The sequence below is a fragment of the Stenotrophomonas sp. JAI102 genome (assembly GCF_013409105.1).
Classification (GTDB): domain Bacteria; phylum Pseudomonadota; class Gammaproteobacteria; order Xanthomonadales; family Xanthomonadaceae; genus Stenotrophomonas; species Stenotrophomonas maltophilia_AA.
The window spans coordinates 1,395,353-1,413,686 of sequence record NZ_JACCCI010000001.1 but is presented as its reverse complement, the minus strand read 5'-3'; the positions used below and the strand labels follow the sequence as shown (position 1 = coordinate 1,413,686).

General features: G+C 67.2%; 16 protein-coding genes and 1 tRNA gene. 15 read left to right on the top strand and 2 right to left on the bottom strand.

Annotated features, from left to right (window positions below; translation table 11 throughout):
- Nucleotides 1-43 precede the first annotated feature (43 nt).
- From hfq to HDC96_RS06525, 10 genes are all read left to right on the top strand, one after another.
- Nucleotides 44-325 carry an RNA chaperone Hfq gene (gene hfq, locus HDC96_RS06570; RefSeq protein ID WP_019183319.1) on the top strand — a complete coding sequence of 94 codons (282 nt, stop codon included), beginning with the start codon at nucleotides 44-46 and terminating at the stop codon, nucleotides 323-325.
- A gap of 26 nt (nucleotides 326-351) precedes the next feature.
- On the top strand, nucleotides 352-1,662 hold the full coding sequence (hflX, locus tag HDC96_RS06565; RefSeq protein ID WP_179459247.1) for a ribosome rescue GTPase HflX: 1,311 nt from the start codon (nucleotides 352-354) through the stop codon (nucleotides 1,660-1,662).
- 96 nt (nucleotides 1,663-1,758) lie between these two features.
- Nucleotides 1,759-2,253: a CinA family protein gene (locus tag HDC96_RS06560; protein WP_176989644.1), complete on the top strand. Its 495-nt coding sequence runs from the start codon at nucleotides 1,759-1,761 to the stop codon at nucleotides 2,251-2,253.
- 36 nt (nucleotides 2,254-2,289) lie between these two features.
- Complete coding sequence (gene ubiB, locus HDC96_RS06555; RefSeq protein WP_179459246.1) at nucleotides 2,290-3,969, top strand: 2-polyprenylphenol 6-hydroxylase; 1,680 nt, start codon at nucleotides 2,290-2,292, stop codon at nucleotides 3,967-3,969.
- A 479-nt stretch (nucleotides 3,970-4,448) separates the two neighbouring features.
- Entirely contained in the window at nucleotides 4,449-5,099 is a 651-nt protein-coding gene (lexA, locus tag HDC96_RS06550) for a transcriptional repressor LexA (RefSeq protein WP_179459245.1), read from the top strand.
- 204 nt (nucleotides 5,100-5,303) lie between these two features.
- Nucleotides 5,304-6,344 carry a recombinase RecA gene (gene recA, locus HDC96_RS06545; RefSeq protein WP_123728917.1) on the top strand — a complete coding sequence of 347 codons (1,041 nt, stop codon included), beginning with the start codon at nucleotides 5,304-5,306 and terminating at the stop codon, nucleotides 6,342-6,344.
- 110 nt (nucleotides 6,345-6,454) lie between these two features.
- The gene (gene recX, locus HDC96_RS06540) at nucleotides 6,455-6,946 is read left to right on the top strand and encodes a recombination regulator RecX (RefSeq protein WP_179459244.1); all 492 of its coding nucleotides are present in this window, start codon (nucleotides 6,455-6,457) and stop codon (nucleotides 6,944-6,946) included.
- Between the two features lie 107 nt (nucleotides 6,947-7,053).
- Complete coding sequence (alaS, locus tag HDC96_RS06535) at nucleotides 7,054-9,702, top strand: alanine--tRNA ligase (protein WP_179459243.1); 2,649 nt, start codon at nucleotides 7,054-7,056, stop codon at nucleotides 9,700-9,702.
- A 145-nt stretch (nucleotides 9,703-9,847) separates the two neighbouring features.
- Nucleotides 9,848-10,051: a carbon storage regulator CsrA gene (gene csrA / locus HDC96_RS06530; protein ID WP_019183311.1), complete on the top strand. Its 204-nt coding sequence runs from the start codon at nucleotides 9,848-9,850 to the stop codon at nucleotides 10,049-10,051.
- Between the two features lie 81 nt (nucleotides 10,052-10,132).
- Nucleotides 10,133-10,225 (top strand) — tRNA-Ser (locus tag HDC96_RS06525).
- A 58-nt stretch (nucleotides 10,226-10,283) separates the two neighbouring features.
- Here HDC96_RS06525 and HDC96_RS06520 read toward each other — a convergent pair.
- Nucleotides 10,284-10,763 (bottom strand): VOC family protein, encoded by a 480-nt coding sequence (locus tag HDC96_RS06520; RefSeq protein WP_306455616.1) that lies wholly within the window; start codon nucleotides 10,761-10,763, stop codon nucleotides 10,284-10,286.
- Between the two features lie 124 nt (nucleotides 10,764-10,887).
- Here HDC96_RS06520 and HDC96_RS06515 point away from each other — a divergent pair, with 124 nt between their 5' ends.
- The 3 genes from HDC96_RS06515 to HDC96_RS06505 all read left to right on the top strand — a co-directional run bounded on the left by HDC96_RS06515 (nucleotide 10,888) and on the right by HDC96_RS06505 (nucleotide 15,220).
- Nucleotides 10,888-11,529: an ankyrin repeat domain-containing protein gene (locus tag HDC96_RS06515; RefSeq protein ID WP_218842116.1), complete on the top strand. Its 642-nt coding sequence runs from the start codon at nucleotides 10,888-10,890 to the stop codon at nucleotides 11,527-11,529.
- A 113-nt stretch (nucleotides 11,530-11,642) separates the two neighbouring features.
- On the top strand, nucleotides 11,643-12,791 hold the full coding sequence (locus tag HDC96_RS06510) for an aldo/keto reductase (RefSeq protein WP_179459241.1): 1,149 nt from the start codon (nucleotides 11,643-11,645) through the stop codon (nucleotides 12,789-12,791).
- 290 nt (nucleotides 12,792-13,081) lie between these two features.
- On the top strand, nucleotides 13,082-15,220 hold the full coding sequence (locus HDC96_RS06505) for a TonB-dependent siderophore receptor (RefSeq protein ID WP_179459636.1): 2,139 nt from the start codon (nucleotides 13,082-13,084) through the stop codon (nucleotides 15,218-15,220).
- 55 nt (nucleotides 15,221-15,275) lie between these two features.
- Here HDC96_RS06505 and HDC96_RS06500 read toward each other — a convergent pair whose 3' ends face one another.
- On the bottom strand, nucleotides 15,276-15,977 hold the full coding sequence (locus HDC96_RS06500; RefSeq protein ID WP_179459240.1) for a pirin family protein: 702 nt from the start codon (nucleotides 15,975-15,977) through the stop codon (nucleotides 15,276-15,278).
- A gap of 140 nt (nucleotides 15,978-16,117) precedes the next feature.
- Here HDC96_RS06500 and HDC96_RS06495 point away from each other — a divergent pair, with 140 nt between their 5' ends.
- Together HDC96_RS06495 and HDC96_RS06490 are read left to right on the top strand one after the other, a co-directional pair.
- Nucleotides 16,118-17,044 carry a LysR family transcriptional regulator gene (locus HDC96_RS06495; protein ID WP_179459239.1) on the top strand — a complete coding sequence of 309 codons (927 nt, stop codon included), beginning with the start codon at nucleotides 16,118-16,120 and terminating at the stop codon, nucleotides 17,042-17,044.
- 110 nt (nucleotides 17,045-17,154) lie between these two features.
- A complete protein-coding gene (locus HDC96_RS06490; protein ID WP_179459238.1) occupies nucleotides 17,155-18,300 on the top strand; it encodes an alpha/beta fold hydrolase in 1,146 nt (381 codons plus the stop codon).
- Nucleotides 18,301-18,334 lie beyond the last annotated feature (34 nt).

The window sequence follows — 18,334 nt, the reverse complement described above, 5'->3', positions numbered from 1 at the left end:
GCAACTGCCGGAAGACCATAAAAACAATAATCAGGAGTGTGCAATGTCCAAGGGGCAATCGCTGCAGGATCCGTTTCTGAATGCACTTCGGCGCGAACGTGTGCCGGTGTCGGTGTATCTGGTCAATGGCATCAAGCTGCAGGGGACGATTGAATCGTTCGACCAGTTCGTGGTGCTGCTGCGTAACACGGTGAGCCAGATGGTGTACAAGCACGCCATCTCGACCGTCGTTCCGGCGCGCAACGTGAAGGTCGGGCCCGGTGGTGGCTATGTGCAGTCCAATGATGGCGCCGAAGGCGTCCAAGGTGATGACGACGTTGAGTGACAGTGTGAAAATTTCTGGAGAACTGCGTGTTTGACCGTTCCAAGCGAGGCGAACATGCACTCCTGATCCAGCCGCATGCCGGCCGGCTCGAAGACGACGTGCTTGAAGAGTTCACCGATCTGGCCCGCTCCGCCGGGGCCACAATCGCGGCCACCCTGACCGCGCGCATCGATCGGCCCAACCCGTCGATCCTGATCGGCAGCGGCAAGCTGGACGAGGTCAAGGCTGCGGCCGATGCGACCGGGGCCGACCTGATCCTGGTCAACCATGCGCTGTCGCCGGGGCAGGAGCGCAACCTGGAGCGCTTCCTGGAGCGGCGCGTGATCGACCGTACCGGGCTGATTCTGGACATCTTCGCCCAGCGCGCGCGCAGCCACGAAGGCAAGCTGCAGGTCGAGCTGGCGCAGCTGCGCCACATGTCCACGCGGCTGATCCGCGGCTGGACCCATCTGGAGCGCCAGCGCGGCGGTTCCATCGGCCTGCGCGGGCCGGGTGAAACCCAGCTGGAAACCGATCGCCGCCTGCTGCAGAAGCGGGTGGAACAGCTGCAGAAGAAGCTGGAAAAGGTGGAAGTGCAGCGCACCCAGATGCGCCGTGCCCGTCTGCGCAGCGAGCTGCCGCGCGTGGCCCTGGTGGGCTACACCAACGCCGGCAAGTCGACCCTGTTCAACGCGTTGACCGGTGCCGAGGCCTACGCCGCGGACCAGTTGTTCGCCACGCTGGACCCGACCGTGCGCCGCATCGCGCTGCCGGGCGGCAGCGTGGTGCTCGCTGACACCGTCGGCTTCGTCCGCGACCTGCCGCATGATCTGGTGGCCGCGTTCCGGTCGACCTTGTCCGAAGCCCGCGAAGCGGACTTCCTGCTGCATCTGGTCGACGCCGCCGATCCGCACCGCGAGGAACGCATCGCGCAGGTCGATGAAGTCCTGACCGCCATCGGCGCGGGCGATCTGCCGCAGCTGTTGGTGTTCAACAAGATCGACCGTATCGACGGGGCCGAGGTGCGCCACGATGGCCAGGACGGCATCCCGGACAGCGCACGCCGCGAGCGGGTCTGGATTTCCGCCCGCGACAGTGTCGGCCTGCCGCTGCTGCAGTCCGTGCTGGGCAAGCGCCTGGGCCTGCAGCACGTCAGTGGCGAGCTGCGGCTGCCGCCGAGTGCGGGTCGCCTGCGCTCGCGCCTGCATCAGCTGGAGGTCGTGCGCAGCGAAGTCACCGATGAGGACGGCTGGCTGCTCCAGGTCGAGATTCCGATTGCCGAGGCCGAGAAGCTGGCGGCCGGCGAGGGGGGCGAACCGATCCGCGCGATGCTTCCGGAGAAGCTCCCGGAATGGTGATGGGTGTGCCGGCCACTGGCCGGCGACACACGACACCACCCACGTTTTCGGCTAAAACAGGGGGCGTTCGTCCCCCCGTTGATCCAGGATTTCCCCATGACCGTTCCTTCCGACGCCGAGCTGGGCGCCCTCGCCAGTGACGTGGGCCAGCGCCTGCAGCAGGCCTCGCTGCAGCTGGTGACCGCCGAAAGCTGCAGTGGCGGCTGGATCGCCAAGGCGATGACCGATATCGCCGGCTCCTCGGCGTTCTTCGATTGCGGCATGGTCGTCTACAGCTATGAAGCCAAACAACGCCTGCTCGGCGTGCGTGCGCAGACACTGGAGCAGTTCGGTGCGGTCAGCCGCGAGACCGTGCTGGAAATGGTCTCCGGTGCGCTGATCAATTCTGGTGCCGGCATCGCCGTGGCGGTGACCGGCATTGCCGGGCCGGGCGGCGGCAGCGAGGACAAGCCGGTCGGCAGCGTCTGGATCGGCTGGAAGGGCCGTGGCGGTTACGCGCGTGCGCAGTTGTTCCAGTTCGAGGGCGACCGCGAAGCCATACGGCGGCAGACCGTGCAGCAGGCGCTGACCGGAATCTTCCCGCTGTTGTGACATCCTGACCGGGTGTGCTGACAGGAGAGTGGGCCGATGTGGGAAACGCTGGGTACCGTGCGTGACCTGGGGCGATTGCAGGAAATCGCGTCGGTCCTGATTCGCTATGGCTTTGGCGACCTGGTGCGCCGGATCGGCCTGGCCGATGTGCTCGAACGCGCCGGCCGGCTGCTGCACTGGAACGACACCCAGCAGATGCTGCGGATGACCGCACCGGTGCGCGTCCGTCGTGCGATGGAAGACCTTGGCCCCACGTTCGTCAAACTCGGCCAGGTGCTGGCAACCCGCGTGGACCTGTTCCCGCCGGACTGGATCGCTGAATTCTCCGAACTGCAGAACGCCGTGCCCGCGCTGCCGTATGCACAGGTGCGTGATCAGCTGGAGCGCGACCTGGGCGCGCCGGCGACCGAGGTGTTCGCGTGGCTGGATGAAACGCCGATGGCCGCAGCCTCGCTGGCGCAGGCCCATCGCGCGACCCTGCACGACGGCACCGCCGTGGTGCTGAAGATCCGGCGGCCGGGCATCCGTGACGTGATCGAGGCCGATCTGCGTCTGCTGGCGCGGCTGGCCGAAATCGTCGAAGCGCGCCTGCCCGACCTGCAGCGCTACCGCCCGGCCGAAGTGGTGCAGCAGTTCCAGGTATCGCTGCGCCGCGAGCTGGATTTCGCCGCCGAGTGCCGCAATGCCGAACGCATCGCACGCAACTTCCAGGGCCGCGAGGACATCCTGATCCCCAACGTGCACTGGCAGTGGACCTGCGAGAGCCTCAACGTGCAGGACTTCGTCGACGGCATTCCCGGCCGTGACCTGGCCGGCGTCGATGCGGCCGGTCTGGACCGCGTGCAGCTGGCCCGCACGGGGGCACGCATCGTGCTGAAGATGGTGCTGGAAGATGGCTGTTTCCACGCCGACCCGCATCCGGGCAACATCATCTACCTGCGGGATGGCCGCATCGGCGTGATCGATTTCGGCATGGTCGGTGCGATCTCCGAGCAGCGCCGTTTCCAGGTTGCCCAGTTGCTGCATGGCCTGGTCACCCAGGAGCCGGAACAAGTAGCCGACGTGCTGCTGGACTGGGCCGGGGGCGTGGAGGTCGACGAATCGCGGCTGCAGCAGGACATCAGCACCTTGGTCGACCAGTACCGCGGCGTGCCGCTGAAAGACCTGCACATGGGCCTGATGCTGGGCAACATCACCCAGCTGCTGCGCCAGTACGCGTTGACCCTGCCGGCCGACCTCGCGCTGATGATCAAGACCTTCCTCACCCTGGAAGGCATGGGGCGGCAGCTCGATCCGCAGTTCGACATGGCCAGTGCCGCGCGTCCCTATCTGGAGCGCGTGATGTGGCAGCGCTACTCGCCCGGCGCGATGCTCAAGCGCGGCAAGCGCAGCCTGGTCGGGGTGATGGACCTGGTCGGCGATCTGCCGCGCGATGTGCGCCGCCTGCTGCAGATGGCGCGCCGCGGGCGGCTCCAGCTCAAGGTCGAGACCACCGCGCTGCAGGGGTTCGGCGACCAGGTCAACCGCGCCGCCAACCGGCTGGTGATGGGGATCGTGACTGCCGCGCTGATCATCGGCTCCTCGATCGTCATGCACAGCGTCGGCGGCATCTCCAGCCGCTGGCTGCTCGCGCTCGGCGTGGCCGGCTTCATCGGCGCCGGGCTCTGCGGCGTGTGGATCCTGTTTTCGATCTGGCGCAGCGGCAAGAACCCGTAGGGTTCTTGCCGCTGGGATCCGCAGGATCCCCGGAATCTCCCGCCCAAGCGGGGGATTCCGTGTAGGTCCGACCGTTGGTCGGACGCTCCTTCCTGACCGACCCGTCACCGCTTCCGGTTGCGCCACGCCATGCGTGGCTGCGCTTCGGCCCGTCCCGCTGCCTCGGTTGCGCCACCGGCACGCCATGCGTGGCTGCTTCGGCCCCCCTGTAGAGCCACGCCATGCGTGGCTGCTCCTCATCCGGCGCCCACGAATGCCTGACCCAAGAGATGGCAGAGGCTAAACGCCGGAGAGACGGCCGCAAGCGACATGCGCACGCGCCGTCAGGCATTGCCGCGCGTGCGCGCGGTCACCGACCAACGGTCGGTGGCTACAGGTGTTGCTGGCGGCTTCGGTCGGGCCTGGACCACCCTTCTTCTATCTGCTCTTTCTCTGCGGGCACTTGCGTGCCCGCATCGTTAGTAGTAATACTACTAACCATGGACCTGACCGATACCCAGCAGGCGATCCTGCAGTTGATCGCCGAGCGTATAGAGACCGATGGCGCACCGCCGTCGCAGACCGAAATCGCCCGTGCGTTCGGCTTCAAGGGCGTCCGGGCCGCGCAATACCATCTGGAGGCGCTGGAGCAGGCCGGGGCGATCCGTCGCATCCCGGGCCAGGCGCGCGGCATCCGGCTGGTCCAGGCGCCGTCGCTGCAGAGCGGCCTGCCCGAATCGCTGCACGCCTCGGCGCTGCCGGACCACGTCCTGCGCCTGCCGGTGCTGGGCCGGGTCGCGGCCGGTCTGCCGATCGGGGCGGACATCGGCTCCGACGATTTCGTGGTCCTGGACCGGGTGTTCTTCTCGCCGGCACCGGATTACCTGCTGAAAGTGCAGGGCGACTCGATGATCGACGAAGGCATCTTCGACGGCGACCTGATCGGCGTGCACCGCACCCGCGACGCCCGGTCCGGCCAGATCGTGGTGGCCCGCATCGATGACGAGATCACGGTCAAGCTGCTGAAGATGGGCAAGGACCGGATCCGCCTGCTGCCGCGCAACCCCGATTACAAGCCGATCGAAGTGCTGCCCGACCAGGACTTCGCCATCGAAGGCCTCTATTGCGGGTTGCTGCGGCCCAACCGCTGACCCGGTTTTTCCCTCTATTACGCGCGGTCTTTTGTGGCACATCTCTGGTTCTGCTGAGGTTGGTACGGATGTCCGATACTTTTTTTCCGAACGCCGGGCAGAATCTCAGCCCGTGCGATACGCCAGCCTTAAAGTGAACCCATGGCCAAGAAGACTTCCAAAGACAGCACCTCCACCGATACGACCTCTGCAAGGACCACTCCGATGGACGAAAACAAGAAGCGCGCCCTCACCGCCGCGCTGAGCCAGATCGAAAAGCAGTTCGGCAAGGGCGCCGTGATGCGCATGGGCGACCGCGTCGTCGAGGCGGTCGAGGTCATCCCCACCGGTTCGCTGATGCTGGACATCGCCCTCGGTATCGGTGGCCTGCCCAAGGGCCGTGTCGTGGAGATCTACGGTCCGGAATCCTCGGGCAAGACCACCCTGACCCTGCAGGCGATCGCCGAATGCCAGAAGAAGGGCGGTACCGCCGCCTTCATCGATGCCGAGCACGCGCTGGATCCGATCTACGCCGCCAAGCTGGGTGTCAACGTGGACGACCTGCTGCTCTCGCAGCCGGATACCGGTGAGCAGGCGCTGGAAATCGCCGACATGCTGGTGCGGTCCAGCTCGGTGGACATCGTGGTGGTCGACTCGGTCGCCGCGCTGACCCCGAAGGCCGAAATCGAAGGTGAAATGGGCGACCAGCTGCCGGGCCTGCAGGCCCGTCTGATGAGCCAGGCGCTGCGCAAGCTGACCGGCAACATCAAGCGCTCCAACACCCTGGTGGTCTTCATCAACCAGCTGCGTCACAAGATCGGCGTGATGATGCCGGGCCAGAGCCCGGAAGTGACCACCGGCGGCAACGCGCTGAAGTTCTATGCCTCGGTGCGCCTGGACATCCGCCGCATCGGTGCGATCAAGAAGGGCGACGAGATCATCGGCAACCAGACCAAGATCAAGGTGGTCAAGAACAAGCTGGCGCCCCCGTTCAAGCAGGTCATCACCGAGATCCTGTACGGCGAAGGCATCAGCCGCGAAGGCGAACTGATCGACATGGGCGTGGAAGCCAAGCTGGTCGAGAAGGCCGGCGCCTGGTACAGCTACGGCGAAGAGCGCATCGGCCAGGGCAAGGACAACGCCCGCGGCTACCTGCGCGACAACCCGCAGATTGCCCAGCGCCTGGAAGCCGAGCTGCGCGAAAAGTTCCAGCCGGAGGAAGCCGTGCGCGAAGGCGGCGACGAGGCCGAAGACGACGCCGAATGAGTTTCCTGCGGGGCAGGGCAGCGCCGTCAGTGACGCTCGCCCTGTCCCGCAGTTTCACGTATCCCCGACGGGATGGCGCCAAGGACGGCGCACTGTAATGGACCGCTGCCATGCAAGACTCCGAAGCCCCCGCACCCCGGCGCAAGCGCCGTGTCCAGGAACAGACGCCGGTCCAGCGGGCGTTGGCGCTGCTGGTGCGCCGGGAGCATTCGCGTAAAGAGCTGACCCGCAAGCTGCAGGCCCGTGGCATCGAGAACGAGGCGGCCGATGCGGCCGTCGCCAAGCTGGCCGAGGCCGGCTGGCAGGATGACACCCGCTTTGCCGAGAACCTGGTCCGGATCCGGGCCAATACGGGCTACGGCCCGATCCACATCCGCGCCGAACTGGGCACGCATGGGCTGGACAGCGACCAGATCGCCGCCGCCATGGACACCTTCGAGGGCGATTGGACCGAGAACGCCCGCGACCTGGTCTGCCGCCGTTTCGGCGACGCCGGCCCGCAGGAACTGCCTGCGCGGCGCAAAGCCGCCGATCTTCTGGCCCGCCGTGGGTTCCCCGGCGACAGCATCCGCCAGGCTACCCGTTACGACCCTGAGGACTGAGCGGCCCGGGCCTGATACCCTTTGTGGTTTCGGCGGTCCTGCAGTTGACACCCGGCCATTGGGGCTGCGTGCCAGGGACTGACCGGCCCGCACAAAGCCAGCCCCCCATGAACGCATCCGTCAAATTCACTACCTCCCAGATCCGCAGCGATTTCCTTGAGTTCTTCAAGGGCAAAGGCCATACGATCGTGCCGTCGGCGCCGCTGGTGCCGGGCAATGATCCGACCCTGCTGTTCACTAACTCCGGCATGGTGCAGTTCAAGGACGTGTTCCTTGGCGCCGAGAAGCGCAGCTACGTGCGCGCGGCCGACGTCCAGCGCTGCCTGCGCGCCGGTGGCAAGCACAACGATCTGGACCAGGTCGGTTACACCGCGCGCCACCACACCTTCTTCGAAATGCTGGGCAACTGGTCGTTCGGCGATTACTTCAAGAAGGACGCCATCGCCTGGGCCTGGGAGCTGCTGACCCAGGTCTGGAAGCTGCCGGCCGAGCGCCTGCTGGTCACCGTCTACCAGACCGATGACGAGGCCTATGCGCTGTGGCGCGACATGGTCGGCATTCCGGAAGACCGGATCGTGCGCATCGGCGACAACAAGGGCGCGCCGTTTGCCTCGGACAACTTCTGGCAGATGGCGGAAACCGGCCCGTGCGGCCCGTGCACCGAAATCTTCTATGACCATGGCGACCATATCGCCGGTGGCCCCCCGGGCTCGCCGGATGAAGACGGCGACCGCTTCATCGAGATCTGGAACCTGGTCTTCATGCAGTTCGACCGCCAGCCCGACGGCACCCTGGTGCCGCTGCCGGCGCCGTGCGTGGATACCGGCATGGGCCTGGAGCGTCTGGCCGCGATCCTGCAGCACGTCCACACCAACTACGAGATCGATCTGTTCCAGGCGCTGATCCGCAAGGCCAGCGAGCTGACCGGCATGGCCGATCTGGAGAACAAGTCGCTGCGCGTGATCGCCGATCACATCCGCGCGTGCTCGTTCCTGATCGTCGATGGCGTGCTGCCGTCCAACGAAGGCCGTGGCTACGTGCTGCGCCGGATCATCCGCCGCGCCCTGCGCCATGGCTGGATGCTGGGCGTGCGCCAGCCGTTCTTCAGCAAGCTGGTGCCGACCCTGGTCGAGCAGATGGGCGTGGCCTATCCGGAACTGCCGGCGCAGGTCGACATCGTCGTGCGCGCCCTGCAGGCCGAAGAAGAGCGTTTCGCTGAAACGCTGGATTCGGGCATGAAGATCTTCGACGACGTCGCGGCCAAGGTCAGCAACGGCGTGATCCCGGGCGTGGATGCGTTCCGCCTGTACGACACCTACGGCTTCCCGCTCGATCTCACCCAGGACATCGCGCGCGAGCGTGACCTGACCGTGGATATCGAGGGCTTCAACGCCGCGATGGACACCCAGCGCGAGACCGCGCGCGCGGCCGGCAAGTTCGGCGGCGGCGTGACCCTGTCGGCCGATCTGGTCGCCACGCTCAAGCCGACCGTGTTCCTCGGGTATGACCGCCTGCAGGCCGACGACCTCACCGTGGTGGCGATCCTCAAGGAGGGCCGCCCGGTGGAGACCGCGCAGTCCGGCGACGACGTCATCGTGCTGACCCACCAGACCCCGTTCTACGCCGAATCCGGTGGCCAGGTCGGCGACAACGGCAGCCTGTCAGGCGCCGGCGTGCAGGTTGACGTCAGCGACACCCAGAAGTTCGCGGGCCAGTTCCATGGGCACGTGGGCAGGATCACCTCCGGCACCCTGAAGGTCGGCGATGTGCTGTCCGGGCAGGTCGATGGGCAGCGCCGCGGCGCGACCATCCTCAACCACTCGGCCACCCACCTGCTGCATGCCGCCCTGCGCGAAGTGCTGGGCACCCACGTGCAGCAGAAGGGCTCGCTGGTCGCACCCGATCGCCTGCGCTTCGACTTCTCGCACTTCGCGCCGATCAGCGCCGAGGACCTGGCGATCATCGAACGCAAGGTCAACGAGCAGGTACGCGCCAACAACGCGGCCGAAGTCCACACCATGGGCATGCAGGAAGCGCTCGACTTCGGTGCGATGGCGCTGTTCGGCGAGAAGTACGGCGAGCACGTGCGCGTGCTGAAGATGGGCGATTACTCCACCGAACTGTGTGGCGGTACGCATGTGTCGCGCACCGGTGACATCGGCCTGTTCAAGATCACCGCTGAAGGCGGTGTGTCCTCGGGCGTGCGCCGCATCGAAGCGGTGACCGGGCAGGGCGCGCTGGACTACGTGGCCCATGAAGAAGCGCAGCTGAGCGAAGCGGCCGCACTGCTCGGCGGCAACGCCGGCGACGTGGTCGACAAGATCCGCCAGCTGGGCGAGCGCCAGAAGAAGCTCGAGCGCGAGCTCGAGGCGCTCAAGGCCAAGCAGGCCGCCGGTGCGACCGCCGATCTGGGCGCCGCCGCGGTCGAGGTCAACGGCATCAAGATCCTGGCCGCGCGCCTGGAAGGCTTTGATGCCAAGGCGCTGCGCGATGCGATCGACCGCCTCAAGCAGCAGCTCGGCAACGCGGTGATCGTGCTGGCCGGCACCCAGGACGGCAAGGCCGCCCTGGTCGCGGGCGTGAACGGCAGCGCAATGGGCAAGGTCAAGGCCGGGGAACTGTTGGCCCATATCGCCAGTCAGATCGGGGGCAAGGGCGGCGGCCGCCCGGACCTCGCCCAGGGTGGTGGTGAGGACGGGCCCGCCCTTGCTTCTGCACTGGCTGCGGTCGTCGACTGGGTCACCCCCCGTATCTGAACAGCCTGAAGCCTCCTGCTCCTTGATGGGTCGGGAGGCCTGACGGTACTATGGCGAATCTTTTCCCGTTGTCGTGGGGCGCTCTTGCCGGGGCGCCAAGCCGGTGGGGAAATGCCACCACCGGTTCCCCTGGAGACTTGAACAAATGTTGATCCTGACTCGCCGTGTAGGCGAAACCCTGATGATCGGTGACTCGGTCAGCGTGACCGTGCTCGGCGTCAAGGGCAACCAGGTGCGTATCGGTATCACCGCTCCGAAGGACGTGGCCGTGCACCGCGAAGAGATTTACCAGCGCATCCAGCGCGGTGATGAGCCGAATGCATCCGGAAGTGAAAATTCTTCGGATTAAGGCTTTACCTGAGGGCGCGGAAAACGTTATTATTCGCGCCCCCGCTGAGATGATTCATCACGGCGGCGGACCAAGAACACTGGAGCGGTGCCCGAGTGGCTGAAGGGGCTCCCCTGCTAAGGGAGTATAGGGCTTAAAACTCTATCGAGGGTTCGAATCCCTCCCGCTCCGCCAGTTGTAGAGAAGGCCTTCGTACGCAAGTGCGGAGGCCTTTTTCTTTGTGCGATCCGGTTCAAGCGACCGACTTGCAGACCGCTTCGATCCGATGCCCGTCCGGATCGATCAGGAACGCGGCGTAGTAGTGATCGCCATAGTCCGCGCGCAGTCCCGGCGCACCATTGCAGGTGCCGCCGACCGCCAGCGCATCGCGATGGAACGCGTCCACGGCCTGGCGGGACGGGGCGCCGAACGCCAGGTGGAATCCAGGTCCGGGCGCTGCCGCATCGGCCCGCAGTTTCAGGCATACCAGGTCCTCATCCTCCGCGTAGCCATATCCGATGGCCTCGTCGTCTTCGAAGACGCGGCGCATGCCCAGTGCACCGAGCGCGGCATCGTGGAAGGCGGCGGCACGCGCGAGATCGCGCACGCCCAGGGAAATGTGATGCAGCATGGCGATGTGCGTCCGTGTCGAATGTCGCGCGCAGCGTCGCATGAAATCGGCGGAACGCGCGCCGGCCGGCACATTCGGATGGCGAATGCCGTCGATCCCCAATCTTCATTGGTACCGGCGCGGCGGCTCGGCTACGGTCGTTCTCCAGCGGCGTCCCACCGGGCGCCCCCGTGAAAGGAGCAGGAACATGTCGATGGGACGGAGGTCGCTGCGTGGTTGGGTGGTCATGAGCCTGCTGATGGGCATGGTCATGCCGGCCAGTGCCGCCTCGTTGGAAGAGCGGCTGCATCGGGCGGCGGAGAAAGGTGACGCCACTGCGGTGCGTACGCTGCTGGGGCAGGGCGCCCGGGTGGATGCGCGCGGCATGGCGAACGCGACGCCGTTGCTGGTCGCGACCCACCACAACCACGTGGAGGCCGCGCTGGCGCTGATCCAGGCCGGTGCCGACGTCAATGCCAAGGACGCGATCCAGGACAGCCCCTACCTCTACGCCGGGGCCCGCGGGCATCTCGACATCCTGCGCGCGACCCTCGCGGCCGGTGCGGACCTGAAGAGCACCAACCGCTACGGCGGCACCGCACTCATTCCAGCGGCCGAACGCGGGCACGTGGAGACCGTGGCGACGCTGATCGCGGCCGGTGTCGATGTGGATCACGTCAACAAGCTGCAGTGGACCGCGCTGCTGGAGGCGATCATCCTCGCCGATGGCGGCCCACGGCATGTCGAGATCGTCCGTCAGCTCATCGCGGCAGGCGCGGATGTGAACCTGCCCGACGGTGAGGGCGTGAGCCCACTGCAGCATGCACGCCAGCGCGGCTACCGCGAGATCGAGACGCTGCTTCTCGTCGCCGGCGCTGGCCAGGGCTGAGCATCCGCAGGACGGCAGGGGGCCGTGTTGCCGCTGCCTTGACGCGGCAACGTCATGCCCTGCACCACCGCTCTGCGAAGGTGTGCGCTTCCCCCGCAGAAACAGGAGTCGCCGTGAACGCGCGCCGCCACTTCCTCTCCGTTGCCGCCGCCGGTACCGCAGCGTTCGCGGCCTCGCCGTTGATGGCGCAACCGGCCGGCCCGGGTAGCGTCCTGCCCACCCGCGGGCAGGCGTCAGCGAAGCCCTTGCCCGGCAATCCCGCGCAGCAGGGCGGGCGTTACCGTCCGCACACCCGCCTGGGCCTGGGCGGCGTCGCGATCGGCAATGGTTTCGAGGCCGCGACCGATGCGCAGAGCGAAGCCACCCTGGCCGCAGCGTACGCGGCCGGGGTGCGCTACTTCGATACCTCGCCCTGGTATGGGCTTGGCCTGAGCGAGCGTCGGTACGGCCATCACCTGCACAGCCACCCCGCGCGCGGGTACACGCTGTCGACCAAGGTCGGCCGCCTGCTGACGGCGACCGCCGGTGAGTTGCAGGAGGTGATGTGGAAGGACCCGTCGCCGTTCCATTACCGCTACGACTACTCCGCGGACGGCACGCGGCGTTCGGTGGAGGACAGCCTCAACCGGCTGGGTGTGTCGCAGCTGGACGTGGTCTTCATCCATGACCTGTCGCCGGACAACGAGAAAGACCTGGGCATGCCCTGGGAGCAGCGTTTCGCGGAAGCGGCGAAGGGCGCGATGCCGGCGCTGACCCGCATGCGCGAGGAGGGGTTGATCAAGGCGTGGGGCTTCGGTGTGAACCGTCCCGAGCCCGCACTGCGCGCGGTGGCCGAGGCGGATCCGGACATCTTCCTGCTCGCCTGCCAGTACTCGCTGCTGGACCACGAGCAGGCGTTGCATGACACCTTCCCGAAGATCGCCGCACACGGTGCGTCGGTGGTGGTCGGTTCGCCGCTGCTGGCCGGTTACCTGGCCGGTCGCGACCGGTATCTCTATGACGGCAAGGTGCCGTCGTGGGCGCCGGAGAAGCGCGCGAAGGTGCAGGCTCTCTGCGATCGCCATGGTGTGGATCTGCGCACCGCGGCGCTGCAGTTCGCCGATGCGCCGGAGGTGGTCTCGGCGGTGATTCCCGGCGCGCGGACGCCGGAACAGGTGCTGGCCAATGTCGCCTCGATGTCCGTGGCGATTCCGGCCGCGTTCTGGGCCGAGCTGAAGCAGGAGAAGCTGATCGCCTCGGATGCGCCGGTACCGCGTGGCTGATCCAGCCCGTGGACCTGCAGATCGCTGGACCTGATCGGCACGCCCCTTGATCCGCTGCGCCCCGCCTGCAGTGGGGGCATCACCGTGCTGCAGGGCTGTCCGCCTATCGCATGCCGCGATAGCCTTTCGCTATCGCCCCGGATGCGGCATCATGCCGCCCATTCGTTCCCTCCAGCCGCCGCCAGAGGAGTTCCTTCCTGCCTGGAGGCATTGCCGTGTCCGTCGTTCCGTTGCGTGTTGCCCCGATCCACCCGGGTCGCCGTCGTGCTGTTCCCGCGCTCTCCCCGCTGATGCAGGCGATGGCCTGCGTACTGGGCCTGGCCCTGTTCGCCTCGGCCGTGCAGGCCGACGAGGCGCCCAATGGCGAAGCACCGCCCAAGGAGGGCGCGCAGACCCTGCAGACGGTGCAGGTCACCGCCAACCAGCTCGGCACCGTGACCGAAGGCAGTGATTCGTATACGCCCGGCACGATCGCCACGGCGACCCGCCTGGTGCTCAGCCCGCGCCAGACCCCGCAGTCGATCAGCGTGATCACCCGGCAGGAAATGAACGACTTCGGCCTCAACGGCATCGACGACGTCATGAAGGTCACGCCCGGCGTGAGCATCGTCACCTATGACAGCGAGCGCACCGAGTACTACGCGCGCGGCTTCGCGGTGCAGAACTTCCAGTACGACGGCATCCCGATGGCGCGTGATTCGGCGTACTCGGCCGGCAACACACTCAGCGACATGGCCATCTACGACCGCATCGAAGTGCTCAAGGGCGCCACCGGCCTGCTGACCGGCATGGGCGACCCGGGCGCGACCATCAACCTGGTGCGCAAGAAGCCGACCCGCGAAGTGGCCGGCAGCGCCACGCTGGGCGTGGGCTCGTGGGACAGCTATCGCGCCGAGGTCGATGTCGGCGGGCCGCTCACCGACAGTGGCCGCGTGCGCGGCCGCGTGGTCGGCGCCTACCAGGACAGGCATTCCAATGCCGACCACTACCAGCGCAGCAATGAGGTGTTCTACGGCATCCTCGAGGCCGACATCGGCGAGAGCACGCTGCTGACCGTCGGTGCCGATTACCAGGACAGCGATCCCGAGGGGTCCAGCTGGGGCGGCATTCCGCTGCTGGACAGCGAAGGCGACTTCAACACGATGCCGCGCTCGTTCAACAACGGCGCGCGCTGGAGCCGCTGGGGCCAGTACGCCCGTACCGGCTTCGCCACGCTGGAGCACACCTTCGGCAATGACTGGGTCGCCAAGCTGCAGCTCAACCATCAGGTCAACGGGTATGACGCCTCGCTGGGTGCCGCGGCCGGTGGCAATCCGGATCCGGTCACCGGTGAAGGCGTGAGCATGTGGCTGGGCCAGTACATCGGCAAGACCACCAGCAACGCGGCCGATCTGTACGTGAGTGGCACGTTCGAGTGGTTCGGCCGTCAGCACGAGCTGGTGGTCGGCGGCAGCGTGTCGCGCAAGCGCTGGGTCAACAACGGCTACTCGCCGCAGCCGGGCTATGTCAGCGGCGTTGCCGACTACTACGCCTGGACCGGCGACGTGCCCGAGCCGGACTGGCAGTGGGGCTACGGTGACAACCAGGTCACCCGCGAAAGCGGCGCCTACGTGGTGGGCCGTTTCGACCTGGCCGACCCGCTGAAGCTGATCATCGGCAGCCGCATCGCCAACTATAAATCTCCGGATACCGACGAGAGTGGCGTGGTCGTGCCGTACGCCGGCCTGGTGTACGACCTCAACCGCAACTTCTCGGTGTTCGCCAGCTACAGCACCATCTTCAAGCCGCAGGGCAACCAGGACGAACAGGGCCGGGTACTGGATCCGATGGAAGGGCGCAGCTACGAGGCCGGCCTGAAGGCGGAGTTCTACGACGGTCGGCTCAACGCCAGCGCGGCGGTGTTCCAGCTGGAGCAGGAGAACTACGCACAACCGACCGGCGGCAGGACGCCGAGCGGCGGGATCGCCTATGAAGGCCTGATGGGGGTGCGCACCCAGGGCTACGAGCTGGAGGTGTCGGGTCAGCTGGCGCCGGGCTGGCAGGTCCAGGGCGGCTATGCGCACAAGATCGCGCGCCAGCAGTCCACCAAGGTCTCCACGCTGGAGCCGGAAGATCAGTTCAGCGTGCACACCAGCTACCGCCTCACCGGTGCAGCCGATGGCTGGAGCGTGGGCGGTGGCGCGCGCTGGCAGGGCAGCACGTTCGGCACCATCACCAACCCCGCCACCGGCGGGAGCCAGCTCCATCGCACCGAGCCGTACTGGCTGCTCGATGCCATGGCGCGCTATCAGTTCAACGACCAGCTGTCGGCGACGCTCAACGTCAACAATCTGCTGGACAAGCACTACTACACGATCTTCAGCTGGTACAGCACCTACACCTGGGGCGAGCCGCGCAACGTGCGGCTGACGCTGAACTACAGATTCTGATCCACGCAACGAACGACACCCCGGGCAACCGGGGTGTCTGCGTTTGAGGCCTGGGTTACAGCGCCAGCTCGAACACGATGACTTCCGCGTCGCTGGCGTTCTCCAGCGTCAGCTGTGCCTCGTCGCTGACCTGCAGCGCATCGCCGGTCTCCAGCGTGATGCCATTGACCTGCAGCTGCCCGCGGGCGACCTGCACGTAGGCGCCGCGGCGCGGGGCCAGCGGCAGGTGGACGCGGTCGTCGCCGTCCAGGATCGTGGCGTAGAGGTTGGCGTCCTGGTGGATCAGCAGCGACCCCTCACGGCCATCGCGCGAGGCGATCAGGCGCAGCTGGCCGCGCTTGGTGTCCGGGGCGAAGTGGGTCTCCTGGTAGCTCGGGGTGATGTTCTCCTGGTCGGGGAACAGCCAGATCTGCAGGAAGTGCACCGCTTCGTCGGCCGAGTGGTTGAACTCGCTGTGGCTGACGCCGCTGCCGGCGCTCATGCGCTGCACGTCGCCGTAGCGCAGCACCGAGCCGGTGCCCATCGAGTCCTTGTGCTCCAGCGCGCCGCCGAGCACGTAGGAGATGATCTCCATGTTGCTGTGGCTGTGCGTGCCGAAGCCCTGGCCGCCCTGGACGCGGTCTTCGTTGATCACCCGCAGCGGGCCGAAGCTGACGTAGCGCGGGTCGTAATAGTTGGCGAAGGAGAAGGTGTGCATGGAGTTCAGCCAGCCATGGTCGGCCTTGCCACGGGTGTTGCTCTTGCGGATCTGCAGCATGGGAATCTCCTTGGTGTTCGATGGTTTCGATGGCGGTCTGGGGCGGTCGCTGCCGTCCCCTTTCCTGTTGCGGCCAGTATCCGCTTGCTCCGTCGGCTTGAAAAACGGATAGTTTTGCAAGCCATCATCGAAAAATTCGAATGCTCAAACTCAGCCTCGACGCCCTGCAGATCCTGGATGCCATCGACCGCCGGGGCTCGTTCGCCGCGGCCGGCAAGGCCCTGCACAAGGTGCCGTCGACCATTTCCTACACCGTGTCCAAGCTGGAAGAGGACCTGGACGTGCAGCTGTTCGACCGGGTCGGGCCGCGCGCGCACCTCACCCCGGCCGGGGAGGCGCTGCTGGAAGAGGGGCGCCACCTGCTGCGGGCGGCGCGCGAGCTGGAGATGCGGGTGCGGCGGGTGGCCTCCGGCTGGGAAGCCGAACTGACCGTGGCGGTCGACGCCATGTTCGTGCCGGCACTGCTGGCCGAGGACGTGCGCGCGTTCAATGCGGTGGCCGAACAGACCCGGATGCGGCTGATCAGTGAATCGCTGTCGGGCACCTGGGAGGCGCTGCTGGACCGGCGCGCGGACCTGCTGATCGGCGCGGCAGGCGAGGGGCCCAGTGGCGGCGGCTACGTGGTCGAGCCGATGGGCGTGGTGCGTTTCGTGTTCGCGGTGGCGCCCTCGCACCCGTTGGCCACCGCGCCCGCGCCGCTGGGCCGCGAACAGCTGGCCGGACACTGTGCGATCGCCGTGGCCGATTCGGCGCGGCGGCTGCTGCCGCGCACGGTCGGGCTGCTGATGGGGCAGGAGACGGTCACCGTGCCGGACATGGTCAGCAAGTTCCGCCTGCAGTGTGCGGGACTGGGGTTCGGCTTCCTGCCCGAGCCGTATGTGCAGCAGGCGGTGCGCGAAGGGCGGCTGGTGATCCGGCAGGTCGAGGAGCCCAAGCCGGATGAGACCTTCTGGCTGGCCTGGCGCACCGGCGAGGAGGGGGCCGCGCTGAAGTGGTGGCGCGAGCGCATGCAGCGCCCGGAGGTGCTGGCGGGCTGGTGGCCGACCATGGAGGCCTGGCTGGGCTAGTCAACCTGAATCGTGGCCTCGCTGTCATCGGATGGTCATCTGGATGCGATAGAGCGCCGTCAGCGTGATCGGTAACCTGCCCGACTCGTCTGTTTTTCGCATATCTCCCCATGAAGCGCTTGCTGCTGTTGCTGCTGGCCGGGGCTGGCCTGTGGCTGGCTGCCTGCTCCTCCCTGACCTCCACCGCCGCCTCGACCTCGTTGAGCGATCGGCTGATCGCGCCGGGTGGCGTGTCCACGCTGCTGGACACCGCGCGCATCGCCGAAGCGGTGGACAGCGTGCCCAACCGGCACGGCCTGGTGACCGGCCGCGCGGGCGTGCCGATCTTCTGGCGGGCCTTCGACCCGGGCCAGTACGGGGCGCGCTACGCCTACCTGGCCCAGCAGCACGAGAACGGCGAGCCGCTGCGCACTGGCATGGCGCTGGACCTGCCGCATCCGTTCCAGCCGCAGGCGCCACGCGGCACGGTGGTGCTGCTGCACGGCTGGATGATGAACGGTGATGCGATGCTGCCGTGGTCGCTGCAGCTGGCGCAGTCCGGCTACCGCGTGGTCACCATCGACCTGCGCAACCACGGCCATTCCGGCGCCGGCCCGTCCGGCTACGGCACGTTCGAATCGGATGACGTGGTCGATGTCATCGCGGCGTTGAAGGCGCGCGGCGAGGTGGTCGGGCCGCTGTACCTGTTCGGCGTTTCCTACGGTGCGGCCACGGCGCTGTTCACCGCCGACAAGCTCGGCGATCAGGTCACCGGCGTGGTGGCGATGGAGTCCTTCGCCAATGCCGGCGATGCGATCCGCAGCATGATCCCGCACCTGATGTCGCTGCAGCCGACCGCATGGAAGGCGCAGGCCATGGCGGCCTACGGGCGCTGGCGCTATGGCGGGCAGGATATCGACCAGGTGATCGCCGCCGCCAGCCAGCGGCTGGATCTGGACCTGGACCGCGTCGACGTCACCCGCGCGCTGGCCGACAGCCGCGCCTGCGTGCTGCTGCTGCACGGCCAGGACGATGCGCACGTGCCGGTCGGGCAGGGCCGCCGCCTGGCCGCCGCCAGCCCGCGCGTGCATTACATCGAGATGCGTGGCGAAGACCACATCACCCTCCCGCTGCGCGTGGATCTGCTGGGCGGCGTGGTGGACGACTGGCTGGCGCATGATGATCACGCCGGTGGCGCGTGCCCGGCGCCGGAGCTGCCGGGTGAAGCCGATCTCATGGCGATGCAGGCGGCCCAGGCACGCGCACCGCAGGGATGACCCCCGGTAGTGCCGGCCGCTGGCCGGCGCCAAC